Origin of the sequence: Buchnera aphidicola (Mindarus japonicus), from assembly GCF_039393905.1 — a bacterium.
Taxonomy (GTDB): domain Bacteria; phylum Pseudomonadota; class Gammaproteobacteria; order Enterobacterales; family Enterobacteriaceae; genus Buchnera_A; species Buchnera_A aphidicola_B.
Genome location: NZ_CP135030.1, coordinates 1 through 16,351, shown reverse-complemented (window position 1 = coordinate 16,351; position 16,351 = coordinate 1). Strand labels below are relative to the sequence as shown.

The following is a 16,351-nucleotide window of genomic DNA, read 5'->3' as shown; positions in this document are numbered from 1 at the left end:
TTTAATCAATTATTAAAAATTAATTTTTGTTGAATTATAGTAATTAAATTACTAGAAATATAGTAAAGAACTAATCCAGAAGGAAACCATAAAAAAAAGAAAATAAATATAAAAGGCATTAGATACATTATTTTTTTTTGTATTGGATCTGAAATATCATTCAAAGATGTTTTTTGAATTAAAAACATAGATAAACCCATTAATATAGGTAAAATATAATAAGGATCGTAAGAAGACAAATCTAAAATCCATAATAAAAAAGGAGCATGCCTTAATTCTATAGAAGAGGTTAACATATAATATAAAGCTAAAAAAATTGGCATTTGCAACAATACAGGAAAACATCCTCCAAAAGGATTAATTTTTTCTTTTTGATACAACCTCATAATTTCTTGACTTAATTTCTTTTTATCATTACTAAATTTTTCCTTAATAATGTCAATTTTAGGCTGTACTTTTTTCATTCTTATCATAGATTTATATTGAGCTCTAGTTAAAGGATACATTAATAATTTAATAATTAATGTAATTAACACAATAGAAACTCCCCAATTTCCAACTAAAAAATGTAGACATCGCAATAATTGAAATAATGGTTGAGAAATAAACCATAACCAACCATAATCTACAGTTAAATCTAAATTAGGAGCGACTAATCTCATCTGATCTTGAATTTCAGGACCAATCCATAATATTGAACTAATTTTTTTATGAGTATTTGGATTAACATAAATTTTTTTAGATATATAAGCTATGTTGACTAAATTTTTCTTTGATTTAAAAGTATATATATAATCAATAATATCTTTTTCTTTAGGTATCCAAGCAGTGCTGAAATACTGTTGCACCATTGCTATCCAACCACTATTAGTTTTTAATTTAAGTTGTTTATTACTTACAATATCTTCAAATTTATATTTTTTAAACTTATTTTGAATAGAAGAATAAGCCGTTCCCCTAAAAGTATGAAGCATTAAATTTTGCTTATATTTATTTTGCTGAGTTTTTGGAATATTTGCATTTTGCTGTAATTCATTAAGTAATTGCATTTCTATTCTTTTTTTACTTAAATTCAATATATCATAATCCATATAAACATCGTATTTTCCTTTCTTAAAAACAAACGTTTTTTTATATAAAATGTTTTTTTTTGAAAGAAACCATATTGGAACTCTTAACTCCGTTTTATCTTTTTCTAATTCAAATGTTCTTTTATTCGATTGATATATAGGTCGTTCGTTAACACTAAAGTTATCTATTCCATCTTTACCTATTAAACCACTTTTAGCATGATATAAAAATGATGGTTTAGTATATAATAATTGAAAAGATTCTCTTGAATGTAAATCTTTTTTATAATTATTTAAATTTGCTTGAACTATATCTCCTCCTCTCATATTTACTTTTAAAGATAAAACATCTGTTTTAATTCTAATACTATTAGAAATTTCATCTTTATAATTAATAAAATTAGATACATGCATTTTCTCTTTACTTACTTCTGGTTGAATGAAAGTTTCTTTTTTATATTCCTTCCAAAGAAAAAATGATAAAATAAAAAATAGAAAAATAAAAAAGTTACGTTGTAGATCCATGATGTTTTTTTACTTCCTTATTATAAATTGGAACACTATCAAAACCACCAGTATGTAAAGGATGACATTTACAAATTCTTTTTGTGATCAAAAAAATAGATCTAAATAATCCGAATCGATATATTGAAATTTTAGCATATTCTGAACACGTTGGATAAAATCTACATGATGGATAAATCAAATAACTAATAAAATATTGATAAATATATATTAAATATATTGAAATTCGAGAGACTATTGATAATGACGATACCATAAATTCCTTAAAATTTTATTTAATAAATTATTTTTAAAAAACATAACTTCTTTTTTTACTATAACAACAAAATCCATTTTTACTAATTTATATTGCGATAAACGAAATGTTTCTCTAATTAATCTTTTAATTCTAATTCTTTCATGAGATAGTTTTATTTGTTTCCGTGCTATACTAATTCCTAATCTAGGGACTTCTGAAAAATTTGAACAACTAAATATTATTATTTTCGAATTTTCAACTTTATGAAAAGGTTTACGAAAAACATTTTCAAATTCAAAAGAATTTAATAATTTCATTTTTTTTTTAAATAAATATTTAATCACTTTTTTTTTATGACCTAGAAGATATAGTTAAACGAACTCTTAATTTAGAACGTCTACGTGATAAAATATGACGACCATTTTTTGTGCTCATTCTAAAACGAAAACCATGAGAACGATTACGTTTAAGAATAGATGGTTGGAATGTTCTTTTCATTATTAATCCTTACTTGTTAAAATTATAGATATAAACATATATTATATGCTGATTAAAGTATTTCATACTAAAGAATAATAATTATAAAATACAGAGTCAATTATCTTTTTATAAATTTTAAATTAATTAATTTTAGCAAAAAAAATATTTTTTTAACATAAAAAAATAATTTACTTATCTAAAAATACATATTCTTCTTTTTTTTAAAAATAAATATAAAAAAATCTTTACAAAAAAAATTTTATTAATAAAAATTTTTTTATAAATGTTTTACAATTTTAAATATCTTTTTATTGTATCTTACATGCGAGAAGTTTACCTTATGTGCCTTTTACTTTGGAAAAAATGTCTTATTCAATTACAGGAAGAATTATCTCCTACAGAATTTAGTATGTGGATACGACCTTTAAAAGCAAAATTAAAAAATAATATATTAGAACTGCATGCTCCTAACCGATTTGTACTAGACTGGGTAAAAGATAAATATTTAAAAATTTTGCATCAGTTATTAAATAATCTTTGTAAAAATAATTCTCCTATATTAAATTTTAAAATAACTAAAAAAAACGTTACCATAAAATTAAAAAAAAAAAATAAATAATAAAGAAAATTTTTTTATTCGTAAAAAATGGGATATTTATTCTTCTTTTTATTCATTTTCTAAAACATGTAAAATTAATAGTAAATATAGTTTTAAAAATTTTATAGAAGGTAAATCCAATCAATTAGCAAGAGCTGCAGCTTTTCAAATTGCTAAAAATCCAGGTAAGTCATATAATCCCCTCTTTTTATATGGAAAAACAGGATTAGGTAAAACACATCTTTTACATGCTGTAGGAAATAGCATTCTGAGTAATTCTTATAATGCAAAAGTAATTTATATGAACTCAGAATCTTTTGTTCAAAATATGGTGAAAGCATTAAAAAACAATGAAATTGAAAAGTTTAAAACATATTATCGTTCTGTAAATACATTATTAATTGACGATATACAATTTTTTGCAAATAAAGAACGATCACAAGAAGAACTTTTTCATACTTTTAATGCTCTTTTTGATAAAAACCAACAGATAATATTAACTTCTGATCGTTACCCTAAGAAAATTATAGGAGTAGAAGATCGACTAAAATCAAGGTTTAGCTGGGGATTAACAATTTCTATTGAACCACCAGAATTAGAAACAAGAGTAGCCATCCTTATGCAAAAAGCAGAAGAAAAAAATGTTTATTTACCAAATGAAGTAGCTTTTTTTATAGCTAAAAAATTAAAATCTAATATTCGAGAACTGGAAGGCGCTTTAAATACCATCATTGCTAATGCAAAATTTAGCAGTAAAATGATTACAATTGACTTTGCAAAAGATGCTTTACGCCATATTTTTGAATTACAAAAAAAAATTATAACTATTGAAAAAATTCAAAAAACAGTTGCTAAATATTATAAGATAAAAATATCTGATATTTTATCTCGAAAACGTTCTCGGTCTATTACCAGACCTAGACAAATGGCAATGATGATTGCCAAAAAATTAACAAATCATAGTCTACCAGAAATTGGTGAAGCATTTGGAGGAAGAGATCATACTACTGTATTACATGCTTGTAAAAAAATATATCAACTTCAAAAACATACGTATTCTATAAAAGAAGACTTTTCTAACTTAATTAAACTATTATCTTCATAATAATTATGAAATTTTCTATATATCAAAATTTTTTAATAAAACCAATACAAAAAATTAATGGAATATTAATTAAAAATTTATCTTTTCCAATTATTTCAAATGTTTTATTAAAAATTAACAAAGAAAATATTCTTTTGTTAACTGCAACTAATTTAGAAATTGAAATTACAATTAAAATTAAAGAGATTAAAGTTTTTGAAAAGGGAGAGATTCTTGTTTCAGGAAGAAAACTATTAAATATTTGCAGAAAACTTCCTAAAAAAACATTATTAAATATTACTCTATTAAAAAAGAAATTATTTATCAATACTGAAAATTGTTCTTTTATGTTATCAACTTCATCAGTAGAAAATTTCCCCAAAATTTTGAATTTTACATGTATATCAAAAATTTCAATTTCTAAAAAATTATTTAAAAAAATGTTACTTTATACTTATTTTAGTATGGGAAATCAAGATATTAGATACTATTTAAATGGAGTGTTATTTAAAATTAATAAAAATAAATGCAAAGTAATAGCTACAGATGGATATCGTATGGCTATCGCTTCAAGTGTAATTATAGAAGAAATTCCAAAATCTGTAAAATTTTCAAAAATTATTCCTCGAAAAGGAATAATAGAATTAATACATTTAATAGATAATCTAGATTCAAAACTAATAATTTTTATTGGAAAAAAAAATGTTTTAATAAAACTAGAAGAAATAACATTCATAACTAAAATAATTGAAGGAAGTTTTCCAAGTTACAAAAACATATTGCTTACAAAAAATAATACTTCAGTTAATGTTAATACAATTGAATTAAAAGAAGCTCTTTCTAGAGTTTCAATATTGTCTCACGAAAGACTTTCTAGTGTAACTTTTTACATTTCATATAAAAAGATAAAGTTAATAACTACTAATCAAAAAGATGAATTAGCAAAAGCTATAATAAATACTGACTATCAACAAGAAGACATAAAAATATCTATTAATATTAATTTTTTAATAGACATCTTAAATGTTATAGAAAAGAAATATATTTCTCTTTTATTTTCTAATCCAATTACTAGTGTTCAAATTAAAGAAAAAGATGAGTTCTCTATTCACTATATAATTATGCCATTACGTCTATAATATTTATATTTAAAAAAATAAAACTTATATTATTTAAAATACTTAATTAAATTAATTTATATTTTTATTAAAAAATTTTTATACTAATTCAATTTATCAGGAAAATTAATGAAAAATAATTATGATTCATCAAATATTAAAATTTTAAAAGGATTAGATGCTGTAAAAAAAAGACCTGGTATGTACATAGGAAATACAGATGATGGGACAGGACTGCACCATATGGTATTCGAAGCAGTTGATAATTCAATTGACGAAGCTTTAGCTGGTTACTGTAAAAAAATTATTGTTACTATTCATTTAGATAACTCAGTTTCAATTAAAGACGATGGAAGAGGTATACCCATAGATATTCACCCTGAAGAAAAAATCTCAGCAGCAGAAGTAATCATGACCATGTTACATGCTGGAGGAAAATTTGATAACTATTCTTATAAAATTTCTGGAGGATTACATGGAGTAGGGATATCTGTTGTAAACGCATTATCTGAAAAATTAGAACTAACTATTTACAGAAATAAAAAAATTTATAAACAAATTTATTGTAATGGTATACCTAAAAATAAACTAACTTCTATTGGAAAAACTAAAGATACTGGAACTTATATTAGATTTTGGCCTAGTCATAAAATATTTAGCAATATCACCGAATTTAAATATGAAATTTTATCTAAAAGACTAAAGGAGCTTTCTTTTTTAAATTCAGGAATTACTATTTTTTTAAATGATAATAGAAATTCTATAAAAGATTTATATCAATATAAAGGAGGTATTAAAGCTTTTATTAAACTATTGAATTTATCTAAAAAACCAATACATCCAAAAATATTTTATTTTTCTGCAAAAAAAGAAAAAATTATTGTAGAAGTCGCTTTACAATGGAATAATGGAATTAAAGAAAATATATATTGTTTTACTAATAATATTCCTCAACAGGAAGGTGGAACTCATTTAGCTGGATTTCGCGCAGCAATTACTAGAACATTGAATTCATATATAGACAAAGAAGGATATGGAAAAAAAAATAAAGTTAACACTACTGGAGAAGATGCTAGAGAAGGATTAATGGCTATTATTTCTATAAAAGTTCCAGATCCAAAATTTTCTTCTCAGACAAAAAATAAATTAGTTTCTTCAGAAGTAAAATCTGTTGTTGAATCATTAATGAATGAATATTTAATAGAATATTTATTGGAAAATCCAATTGATGCAAAATCAATAGTAAATAAAATTATAGACGCAGCTAGAGCAAGAAATGCCGCAAAACGAGCAAGAGAAATGACTCGAAGAAAAGGAGCTTTAGAAATTGCTGACTTACCTGGAAAATTAGCTGATTGCCAAGAAAGAGATCCTGCTTTATCAGAAATTTACTTAGTAGAAGGAGATTCTGCAGGAGGATCTGCTAAACAAGGTAGAAATCGAAGAAATCAAGCTATTTTACCTTTGAAAGGAAAAATATTAAATGTTGAAAAAGCAAGATTTGATAAAATGCTTTCTTCTCAGGAAATAGCAACTCTAATTACCGCTTTAGGTTGTGGAATAGGAAAAAACGAATACAATCCTGATAAATTAAGATATCATAGTATTATTATAATGACAGATGCTGATGTAGATGGTTCTCACATTCGAACTTTATTACTAACCTTTTTTTTTCGTCAAATGCCAGAATTAATTACTCGAGGACATTTATATATTGCTCAACCTCCTTTATATAGAATTAAACAAGGGAAAAAAGAATCTTATTTAAAAGATGAAAAAGAAATGAAAGATTACCAAATACAAACAACTTTAAAAGGAATGGAACTATTCTCTAAAGAAAAAATAAAAAATAATGAAAAAATTGTTTCAGTTTATAAAAAAAATTTATTGGGTTCTAAGACCTTAAAAAAAATAGTATTTTTATATTATAAAGCAAAAAAATCGATTAAAAATATTGAAAATGATTATCCTGAAAATTTTTTAAACGAATTAATTTACCATCCTATTCTATCTGATTTTAAAAACAAGAAAAATATCAAAAATTGGACATTACATTTAACAAAGGAATTAAATAAAAAATTTAAAGAAACTTATTCTTTATTAAACATTAATGTTAAATCAAAAATAGAAAATTTTTTTTTATTACTAAAATGTGATTCAAAAGAAAAGTCTTTTAATTTTAAAATTAAAGAAGATTTTTTTAAAAGCTACAATTATCAAAATATTAGCAACTTAGGAAAAATTTTTAGCTTATTAATTATAAAAAAAGGATATATTTTAAAAGAAAAAGAAAAATATTTTTTTTCAGAATTTGAAAAAAACTGGGAGATCTTACTTAAAAAAAATAAAAGTCGAATGTTCATACAACGATATAAAGGATTAGGAGAGATGAATGCAGAACAATTGTGGAACACAACGATGAATCCGAAAACTAGAAACATGTCTAAAATTTTAATAAATAATGCTACAAATGCAAATTTAATATTTAGTACTCTTATGGGTGATGCTGTAGAACCAAGAAGAGAATTTATAGAAAAAAATGCTCTATATGTAAGTCATATAGATTTTTAATATAAATTATTTATTTTAAACAACGGCAGGAAAAACCTGCCGAAATATTTTTTAATTTCTATTTTTAGGTTTTTCCATCATTTCAATTACTTTTAATTTAGCTATTTCTTCTGACAATTTTTTAATGATTTTCGATTGTTGTTCTAAAACAACGTTATTGCTAATATTTTTTTGTAACTCTTTTTTGTTTTTTAGTATATGTTGACGATCTAAATCAATCACTCTAATTACAGAGTCTGCTAAAATAGATATTTTTTTTGGTTGAATTTCTAAAATTCCTCCTGATATATATAAATTTTCTATTTTTTCCTTTATATCAGTAATCGATAATAAACCCGGCTGTATAAAAGTCAATAACTGAGCATGATTAGGATAAATACATAAATTTCCTTCTATTCCGGAAACTTTTACTTTTTTGATCAACCCAGAAAAAATTATTTTTTCAATATTCACTACTTCTAATTGACAATCCATAATAAAAATCCAAAGATTATTTTTTTAAAAAATTATTTAAATTTTTTTGATTTTTCAATTGCTTCTGAAATTGTTCCTACCATATAAAATGCCTGTTCAGGAATATGATCGCACTTTCCTTCTATTATTTGTTTAAACCCTGAAATATTTTCTTTTAAAGAAACATATTTTCCAGAAAAACCTGTAAAAATTTCAGCTACAAAAAAAGGTTGAGATAAAAATCTTTGAATCTTTCTTGCTCGTGTCACTAACAACTTATCTTTTTCTGATAATTCATCCATTCCAAGAATAGAGATTATGTCTTTTAACTCTTGATATCTTTGCAACATTTTTTGAACCGAACAAGCAACATTATAATGTTCTACGCCTACTATGGTTGGATCCAACTGTCTACTAGTTGAACTTAATGGATCAACAGCAGGATATATTCCTAAAGAAGCAATTTGTCGACTTAATGTAATTGTAGAATCTAAATGTGCAAATGTAATAGCTGGAGACGGATCTGTTAAATCATCTGCTGGAATGTAAATTGCTTGTACTGATGTAATTGAACCTTTTGTTGTTGATGTAATTCGTTCTTGTAGTTTTCCCATTTCTTCAGATAAAGTAGGTTGATATCCAACCGCTGAAGGTATTCTTCCCAATAAAGCAGAAACCTCTGTGCCAGCTAAAGTATATCTATAAATATTATCTATAAATAATAAAACGTCTTTTCCTTCATCTCTAAATTTTTCAGCTAACGTTAGTCCTGTAAAAGCAACTCTCAATCTGTTTCCTGGTGGTTCATTCATTTGTCCATAAACTAACGAAACTTTATTTAAAACTTTAGAATCTTTCATTTCATTATAAAAATCATTACCTTCTCTAGTTCTCTCACCTACACCAGTAAATACTGAATATCCTGAATGTTCTATAGCAATATTTCGAATTAATTCCATCATATTCACAGTTTTTCCAACTCCAGCTCCTCCAAATAAACCTACCTTCCCTCCTTTTGCAAAAGGACAAATTAAATCAATTACTTTAATTCCTGTTTCCAATATTTCTTTTGAACTTAACTGTTCAACATAAGAAGGTGGAGCTCTATGAATATCCCAATATTCTATTGGATCATTTTCAATATCTACTAAAGGACCTTGTTTATCTATAGGTTTACCTAAAACATTTAATATTCTTCCTAGTGTTGATTTTCCAACAGGAACTTGAATGTAATGTTTTAAATTTTTAACCAAAGTACCTCGTTTTAGTCCATCAGAATTTCCCATTGCTATGGTTCTAACTACTCCTCCTCCCAACTGCTGTTGAACCTCTAAAATCAATGTACTATTATTTTTTTTTACTTCTAAAGCGTGATAAATTTTAGGCGTTTCATTTTGCAAAAACTCCACGTCAACGATAGCACCTATAACTTGAATAATTTTTCCGATAGTCATGGTTAGATCTCTAACTTTTTTAATTTGATGAAACTGAAGAAGCTCCAGAAATAATTTCAGTTAATTCCTGTGTAATACTGCTCTGACGAACCTTATTATATAATAATTGTAGTTCTTTGATATAATCATCGCTGTTTTCTGTTGCTGTTTTCATTGCTAACATTCTAGCCGCTTGTTCACTAGCTGCATTTTCTACAATAGCTTGATACACTTGAAATTCAATGTACCTTTCTAACAATGTATTTAATAAAGTTATTGAATCAGGTTCATATAAATAATCCCATTTACTTATTTTTTGACTATTGTTTTTTTTAAAATTTAATGGTAATAATTGAGATATTGTAGGAATTTGAAACATACTATTTTTAAATAAATTAAAAGCTAAATAAAGTTTTTCTATGCCTCCTGATTTGTATTCATCTAGCATTTTTTTAATAGGCTTTATAGATTGTATATATATAGACTTTTCTTCTATATTCATAGTTTTTGAAATTATTTTTTCATTAAAAAATTTAAAAAATGAAAACGCTTTAGAACCAAAAATACAAATGTTAGAAGAAATATTTTTATTAGAATATTTTTTCATTTGAATTAAAATTTTTTTAAATAAATTAGTATTTAAACTACCGCATAAACCTCTATCAGTAGATATAATAATCCAACCAATATTTTTAACTTTTCTTTTACTAAAATATGTATGCTGATGTTCTAAAGAACTTTCTAAAACATTATTTATAATTTGAGATAACGTCTTTAAATATGGACGACTAGCATACATTTTTTCTTTAGATTTTCTCATCTTAGCAAAAGAAACCATTTGCATAGCTTGAGTAATTTTTTTTGTATTTTTAACACTTTCTATTTTATAACGTATTTCATTTTTACATGCCATGTAATAATCTCTATGAACAATAATTATTATTATTTAAAATAAATCAGTTCTTTTACATTTATAGTTTTGAATTATATCTATAAATGTACTTTTTATTTTTTCATCATAAACACCGGTTTTATTAATTTTAATTATTAGTTTAGAATGAAAACGATTAAAATAATCTAATAACGATTCTTCAAAAGAAGAAATCTTTTCTAAAGGAACATCATCTAAATAATGAAATTCCGCTGAAAAAATAATTAAAGCTTGTTCAGCAATAGAAATAGGTTTATTTTGTTTTTGTTTTAATAATTCTGTTAATTTTTGTCCATATAACAATTGACTGCGAGTAATTTCATCTAAATCTGATGAAAACTGAGAAAAAGCAGATAATTCTCTGTACTGAGCCAATGCAGTTCGTATTCCAGAAGATAGTTTTTTTATAATTTTTGTTTGAGCAGAACCACCTACTCTGGAAACAGATATTCCTGGATCAACAGCAGGTCTAATTCCATTATTAAATAAATTAGTTTCCAAGAAAATTTGTCCATCAGTAATTGATATTACATTTGTAGGAACAAATGAAGAAACATCTCCCGCTTGTGTTTCAATAATAGGCAATGCTGTTAAAGAACCAGTTTTATTTTTAACCTTTCCTAAGGTTTTTTTCTTTATAAAATTAACGTTAACACGGGCCGATCTTTCTAATAATCTTGAATGCAAATAAAATATATCTCCTGGAAATGCTTCCCTACCAGGAGGACGTTTTAACAATAAAGAAATTTGTCGGTAAGCAACTGCATGTTTCGAAAGATCATCATAAACAATTAATGCATCTTCTCCTTTATTTCTGAAATATTCACCCATTGCACATCCTGAATAAGGAGCCAAATATTGCAAAGCAGGAGCTTCTGATGCAGAAGCTACTATAACGATAGTATTTTGTAATGCATCTTGTTCTTCTAATTTTTTTACAACATTAACAATTGTTGAAAATTTTTGCCCAATAGCTACATAAATACATTTAATTCCTGAGTTTTTTTGATTAATAATTGTATCTATTGCTAATGTTGTTTTTCCAGTTTGTCTATCTCCAATAATTAATTCCCTTTGTCCACGTCCAATAGGAACCATAGTATCTATTGCCTTATATCCTGTCTGTATGGGTTCATTAACAAATTCCCTATCAATCACTCCAGGTGCATTAGTTTCTACAGGTAAAAAAGAAGAAGAAATAATTTTTCCTTTTCCATCTATTGGATCTCCTAATGCGTTAACTACTCTTCCTAAAAAATTTTTTCCTACAGGAACTTCTAAAGATTTTCCTATACTTCTAACTTTCATTCCTTCAGTAATTTCTAAATAATCTCCTAATACGACAGCACCTACGACGTCTCTTTCTAAATTTAAAGCTATAGCATATTGTTGATTAGATATTTTTATCATTTCTCCTTGCATAACATTAGAAAGTCCGTAAATTTGAATTATTCCATCGCTTACCGTAATTATCGTTCCTTCATTTTCAGTAATATTGCAAATTTTAAAATTAGCAATTCTTGTTTTAATTAATTCGCTAATTTCAGTAGAATTTAATTCCATATACTATTTTTCTCTCAAATATTAAGCACGTAAAATGCTTTTTAATTGTTTTAAATGAGTGCAGATAGAACCATCAATAATGATGTCGTTAATTTTAATTATTAAACCTCCTATAATGGACATATTTATAACCGTATTTATAATAATATTTTTAGAAAATTTTATTCTTAAAATATTTGAAATCTGACTAATATCAGAGTTGGATAATTTTTTTGAAGAAATAATGCTAACATAAAGCTTTTTTTCGTATTTATTTTTATATTTTAAAAAGAAAGAAAAAATATTTTTTAAATAAATCAAACGTTTATTAAACGCTAACAAATAAATTAATTTTTCTTCATTTTTTTTTAATTTTTTTCCATAAGCAGTAATAAACACTTTATTTATATATTTATAAGAATAATTACTTAAAAGAATTTTTTTAATTTCTTTTGATTCTGATATTTTGGAAAAAAAAAATAATTTTTTTTCCCAATAATTAATACAATTTTCTTCTATAGAAAGTTTAAAAATAGCTTTTGCATACGGACGAGAAATTGTATCCGCATTAATCATAGATTATTATTCTCCTTTCAAATTTGAAATATATTTTTTTGTAATATTATTACCTTCTGATCTATCAATAGACTGAAGGATAATTTTTTCCGCTATAGAAATAGCTAATGTAGCTACATTATTTTTTAATTCTTCAAAAATTTTTTTTCGTTTAATTTCTATTTTTAAAACGGCCATAGCAATAATTTTATTTTTTTCTATTTCTGCTTTTTTTTTGGCAAGTTCTAAAATTTTTACTTGTTCATCATATGCTTTTTTTAGTATAATCTCTGCTTTTTTTCTCGCAAAAATAATTTCCTGTTTTTCATTCTTATTCATTAAATCTAGCTTTTTTTTTGCTTCTTTTGTATAAATTAAACCATTTTCAATTTCTTTTTTTCTTTCTTCAATAACTTTAATAATTGGAGGCCATATGTATTTCATACAAAACCAAACAAAAAAAATAAATGAAATCGTTTGACCCAAAAACGTTGCATTTAGGTTCACATTACTTTCCTTTTTATATTCTATAAAACTAATATTTTAGTTATCAAATAAAATATATACTATCGAATACATGTATTTAAAAAAATATATCAACTATTTATGCTACTGAAAATAGTAAATATAAACCTATTCCAACAGCAATCATTGGAATTGCATCCACTAAACCCATAACAACAAAAAACTGTGTTCTTAATAAAGGAATTAAATCTGGCTGTCTAGCTGCTCCTTCTAGAAATTTTCCACCTAAAATTCCAATCCCTACTGCAGCCCCTATAGCTGCCAAACCCATCATTACTGCTGCAGAAAAATATAACATGTCCATATTCATATGTTCCATAATTTTTCTCCTATATATTTTATATAACATTTTTTAAAGTAAAAATTTTAATGTTTTTTAAAAGCCATTGATAAATAAACAATAGTTAAAACCATAAAAATAAAAGATTGTAATAGAATTACTAAAATATGAAAAATTGCCCAGGGAACGCTTAAAAACCATTGAAACCACCACGGAATTAATGCTGAAATTAAAATAAAAATCATTTCTCCAGCATACATATTTCCAAATAACCTTAATGCTAATGAAATAGGCTTAGAAAGTAAACTTATACTTTCTAAAATAAAATTTAACAAAAAAAATAAAGGATGCTTAAACGGTTGCATAAATAATTCTTTAGAAAAACCTAATATACCTTTATGTTTTAAACTGTAAAAGATTACAAGTAAAAATATTCCGACAGACATTGATAATGTTACATTAATATCTGCTGAAGGTACAATTCTACAATTAGGTACCCCTAAAAAAAACTTACTAATAAAAGGAAAAAAATCTATAGGGATTAAATCCATTGCATTCATTAAAAAAATCCAAATAAAAACCGTTAAAGATAACGGAGCTATTATTTTATTTTTGAAGCAATAAACATCATTTACATTTTTATTGATAAAATTAATAATAAATTCAATTAAAACTTGTAATTTCGTAGGTATGCTTTGAACATTTTTAGTTCCTTGATAAAAAACTCCTAAAAAAAATATACCTAAAAAAAATGAAAAAATTATTGTATCAATATTTATAATCCAATAGACAGAAGGAGGATTTCCTGGATCAACTATACTTAAAGTACGTATATCCATTTGTAAATGACGTAAATGATGTAAGATATAATCTTTAGGATTAACTATTTTTTCTAAATTCATCTTTAAATTTTTTCCTTTTGGGAAAATTCTTCTTTAATGTTTATGAAATATATTTCAGAAAAATAAAATTTGTATTTATATCTGTATAAAATACACATTTCTTATATATTTATATTAAAAATTATAAAAAAATTTAAAAAAAAATTATTTTATAAAACTTTTTTTTTATTTTTTTTATATATTATTCTTTTTTAGATATATCAATAAAATAGATATTGCTGCAGGTGTTATTCCGGAAATTCTAGATGCTTGACCAAGCGTCATTGGTTTATACCTATTTAACTTTTCAATTACTTCATTTGAAAGACTACAAATATTTTTGTAATTTAAATTTAATGGTAAAGACATGGTTTCATAATACAATTGATTATTAATCTCTTCTGTTTGACGTTTAATATAACCTTCATATTTAAGTTGAATTTCGATTTGTTCTGAAGCTTGCTTGTTTTTTATACCTGGAGAAAAGCATTTTAAAGAAGTTAATAACTCATAACTTATCTCTTGTCTTTTCAATAAATCTATACCTGTGCTATTTTTTCTTAACTTTTTATTTAAAATCATTTCTAAATTAGAAGACTCATTAGAGTCTAAATTAACGATAATTTTTTTTAAACGTTTTTTTTCAGAATCAATTAACAATAACTTTTCATTATATTTTTTCCAGCGAAAAGAATCGATTAATCCTAATTTTTTTCCGATTTTTGTTAATCTTACATCAGCATTATCTTCTCTTAACAGTAATCTATACTCTGCACGAGATGTAAACATTCTATAAGGTTCTACAACTCCTTTAGTACAAAGATCATCTACTAACACCCCTAAATATGCTTGATCTCTTCTAGGAAACCAACCTTTTAAATCAGAAGAATATAATGCTGCATTTAATCCTGCTAATAATCCTTGAGCAGCTGCTTCTTCATATCCAGTTGTTCCATTTATTTGCCCTGCAAAGAATAAACCATGAACTACTTTACTTTCTAAAGTAAGTTTTAAATTTCTAGGATCAAAAAAATCATATTCAACTGCATATCCGGGAACCAAAATCTTTGCATTTTCTAATCCGCATATTGAAGAAATAATTTTTTTCTGAATGGATAAAGGAAAGCTGGTAGAAATTCCATTAGGATAAATAGTAGATTTTGATAAATCCTCAGGTTCTAAAAATATTTGATGCTTAGTTCTATGAGAAAATCTAACTACTTTATCTTCAATAGATGGACAATATTGTGGTCCTATACTTTTAATCGATCCATTATACATTGGGCTTTCTGAAATATTTGATCGAATTATCGAATGTGTTTTTTCATTTGTATGTGTAATATGACAAGATATCTGCTGAGGATGTTTAATATTTTTATGAATAAAAGAAAAAAAAGGTACTGGTTTATCCCCTTTCTGAACTAATAAATTTGAAAAATTTATTGATTTTGCATCTAAACGAGGAGGTGTTCCAGTTTTTAATCTTCCATAAAAACAAGAAAATTCTTTTAATTTATCACTTAAAAATTTAGAAGAAAAAGAATTTATCCGACCACCTTCGGAACATTTTTTTCCGATAAAAATTTTTCCCCCTAAAAATGTTCCAGTAGTTAAAACAATAGATTTTCCATAAAAAATATTTTCAGTATTTACATTAACTCCAACAGCAGTTTTGTTTTTAATTAAAATATTAGTTACTTCACCTTCTATAATAAATAAATTTTTTTGATTTTGCAAAAATTTTTTAGTTTCTAATTGATATAAATTTCGATCTACTTGAGCTCTTGTAGCTCGAACTGCTGGACCTTTTCTTGAATTAAGAATTCTAAATTGTATTCCAGATTTATCTGTAATTTTTGCTATCAATCCTCCTAATGCATCTATTTCTTTAACTAAGTGCCCTTTCCCAATACCCCCAATAGCTGGGTTACAGGATAAAAATCCAATAGAATTTTTATTTTGTGTAATTAATAAAGTTTTTTTACCCATTCTAGCAGCCGCTGCAGATGCTTCAACTCCCGAATGGCCACCTCCAATAACAATAACTTCATAAGTTTTCAACAACAA

The 16,351-nt window shown here is 24.8% G+C and carries 15 protein-coding genes and 1 pseudogene; 3 read left to right on the top strand and 13 right to left on the bottom strand.

Translation table 11 applies throughout. The features are described 5' to 3' along the window. Positions 1–5: 5 nt before the first annotated feature. Genes yidC through rpmH form a run of 4 tightly spaced genes read right to left on the bottom strand, consistent with a single transcriptional unit; the run spans position 6 to position 2,331 of the window. Positions 6–1,595, bottom strand: coding sequence for a membrane protein insertase YidC (gene yidC, locus RJT65_RS00080; protein ID WP_343152779.1), 1,590 nt, complete (start codon positions 1,593–1,595; stop codon positions 6–8). Beyond that, positions 1,579–1,851 (bottom strand): membrane protein insertion efficiency factor YidD, encoded by a 273-nt coding sequence (gene yidD, locus RJT65_RS00075; protein WP_343152778.1) that lies wholly within the window; start codon positions 1,849–1,851, stop codon positions 1,579–1,581. Before yidD ends, yidC begins: the two co-directional genes overlap by 17 nt. Next, a complete protein-coding gene (rnpA, locus tag RJT65_RS00070; RefSeq protein ID WP_343152775.1) occupies positions 1,830–2,150 on the bottom strand; it encodes a ribonuclease P protein component in 321 nt (106 codons plus the stop codon). The genes yidD and rnpA overlap by 22 nt, the downstream gene beginning before the upstream one ends. A gap of 34 nt (positions 2,151–2,184) precedes the next feature. Continuing rightward, complete coding sequence (gene rpmH / locus RJT65_RS00065; protein ID WP_343152773.1) at positions 2,185–2,331, bottom strand: 50S ribosomal protein L34; 147 nt, start codon at positions 2,329–2,331, stop codon at positions 2,185–2,187. A gap of 322 nt (positions 2,332–2,653) precedes the next feature. Here rpmH and dnaA point away from each other — a divergent pair. From dnaA to gyrB, 3 genes and pseudogenes are all read left to right on the top strand, one after another. Beyond that, positions 2,654–4,016, top strand: a pseudogene (gene dnaA, locus RJT65_RS00060) (chromosomal replication initiator protein DnaA). A 5-nt stretch (positions 4,017–4,021) separates the two neighbouring features. After that, positions 4,022–5,134, top strand: a complete 1,113-nt coding sequence (gene dnaN, locus RJT65_RS00055) for a DNA polymerase III subunit beta (protein WP_343152771.1) — start codon at positions 4,022–4,024, stop codon at positions 5,132–5,134. 108 nt (positions 5,135–5,242) lie between these two features. After that, positions 5,243–7,684, top strand: a complete 2,442-nt coding sequence (gene gyrB, locus RJT65_RS00050; RefSeq protein WP_343152768.1) for a DNA topoisomerase (ATP-hydrolyzing) subunit B — start codon at positions 5,243–5,245, stop codon at positions 7,682–7,684. A 51-nt stretch (positions 7,685–7,735) separates the two neighbouring features. On the opposite strand, the gene atpC is transcribed toward gyrB, so the two are convergent. From atpC to mnmG, 9 genes are all read right to left on the bottom strand, one after another. Further along, complete coding sequence (atpC, locus tag RJT65_RS00045; RefSeq protein ID WP_343152766.1) at positions 7,736–8,158, bottom strand: ATP synthase F1 subunit epsilon; 423 nt, start codon at positions 8,156–8,158, stop codon at positions 7,736–7,738. 32 nt (positions 8,159–8,190) lie between these two features. Beyond that, a complete protein-coding gene (gene atpD, locus RJT65_RS00040; protein WP_343152764.1) occupies positions 8,191–9,591 on the bottom strand; it encodes a F0F1 ATP synthase subunit beta in 1,401 nt (466 codons plus the stop codon). A 19-nt stretch (positions 9,592–9,610) separates the two neighbouring features. Next, positions 9,611–10,483 (bottom strand): F0F1 ATP synthase subunit gamma, encoded by an 873-nt coding sequence (atpG, locus tag RJT65_RS00035; protein WP_343152763.1) that lies wholly within the window; start codon positions 10,481–10,483, stop codon positions 9,611–9,613. 33 nt (positions 10,484–10,516) lie between these two features. Continuing rightward, the gene (gene atpA / locus RJT65_RS00030) at positions 10,517–12,064 is read right to left on the bottom strand and encodes a F0F1 ATP synthase subunit alpha (RefSeq protein ID WP_343152761.1); all 1,548 of its coding nucleotides are present in this window, start codon (positions 12,062–12,064) and stop codon (positions 10,517–10,519) included. Between the two features lie 21 nt (positions 12,065–12,085). Continuing rightward, positions 12,086–12,619: a F0F1 ATP synthase subunit delta gene (locus tag RJT65_RS00025; protein WP_343152759.1), complete on the bottom strand. Its 534-nt coding sequence runs from the start codon at positions 12,617–12,619 to the stop codon at positions 12,086–12,088. A gap of 6 nt (positions 12,620–12,625) precedes the next feature. Continuing rightward, complete coding sequence (locus RJT65_RS00020; protein WP_343152757.1) at positions 12,626–13,105, bottom strand: F0F1 ATP synthase subunit B; 480 nt, start codon at positions 13,103–13,105, stop codon at positions 12,626–12,628. Positions 13,106–13,202: 97 nt separating this feature from the next. Continuing rightward, positions 13,203–13,442, bottom strand: coding sequence for a F0F1 ATP synthase subunit C (gene atpE / locus RJT65_RS00015; protein ID WP_343152755.1), 240 nt, complete (start codon positions 13,440–13,442; stop codon positions 13,203–13,205). A 47-nt stretch (positions 13,443–13,489) separates the two neighbouring features. After that, the gene (gene atpB / locus RJT65_RS00010; protein WP_343152754.1) at positions 13,490–14,305 is read right to left on the bottom strand and encodes a F0F1 ATP synthase subunit A; all 816 of its coding nucleotides are present in this window, start codon (positions 14,303–14,305) and stop codon (positions 13,490–13,492) included. 174 nt (positions 14,306–14,479) lie between these two features. Continuing rightward, on the bottom strand, positions 14,480–16,351 hold the full coding sequence (gene mnmG, locus RJT65_RS00005) for a tRNA uridine-5-carboxymethylaminomethyl(34) synthesis enzyme MnmG (protein ID WP_343152752.1): 1,872 nt from the start codon (positions 16,349–16,351) through the stop codon (positions 14,480–14,482).

Coding starts and splice junctions, on each gene's coding strand:
- yidC (WP_343152779.1), bottom strand. CDS start 1,595: ATGGATCTACAACGTAACTTTTTTATTTTTCTATTTTTTATTTTATCA.
- atpD (WP_343152764.1), bottom strand. CDS start 9,591: ATGACTATCGGAAAAATTATTCAAGTTATAGGTGCTATCGTTGACGTG.
- atpC (WP_343152766.1), bottom strand. CDS start 8,158: ATGGATTGTCAATTAGAAGTAGTGAATATTGAAAAAATAATTTTTTCT.
- gyrB (WP_343152768.1), top strand. CDS start 5,243: ATGAAAAATAATTATGATTCATCAAATATTAAAATTTTAAAAGGATTA.
- atpG (WP_343152763.1), bottom strand. CDS start 10,483: ATGGCATGTAAAAATGAAATACGTTATAAAATAGAAAGTGTTAAAAAT.
- atpB (WP_343152754.1), bottom strand. CDS start 14,305: ATGAATTTAGAAAAAATAGTTAATCCTAAAGATTATATCTTACATCAT.
- atpE (WP_343152755.1), bottom strand. CDS start 13,442: ATGGAACATATGAATATGGACATGTTATATTTTTCTGCAGCAGTAATG.
- yidD (WP_343152778.1), bottom strand. CDS start 1,851: ATGGTATCGTCATTATCAATAGTCTCTCGAATTTCAATATATTTAATA.
- rnpA (WP_343152775.1), bottom strand. CDS start 2,150: ATGAAATTATTAAATTCTTTTGAATTTGAAAATGTTTTTCGTAAACCT.
- dnaN (WP_343152771.1), top strand. CDS start 4,022: ATGAAATTTTCTATATATCAAAATTTTTTAATAAAACCAATACAAAAA.
- atpA (WP_343152761.1), bottom strand. CDS start 12,064: ATGGAATTAAATTCTACTGAAATTAGCGAATTAATTAAAACAAGAATT.
- RJT65_RS00025 (WP_343152759.1), bottom strand. CDS start 12,619: ATGATTAATGCGGATACAATTTCTCGTCCGTATGCAAAAGCTATTTTT.
- rpmH (WP_343152773.1), bottom strand. CDS start 2,331: ATGAAAAGAACATTCCAACCATCTATTCTTAAACGTAATCGTTCTCAT.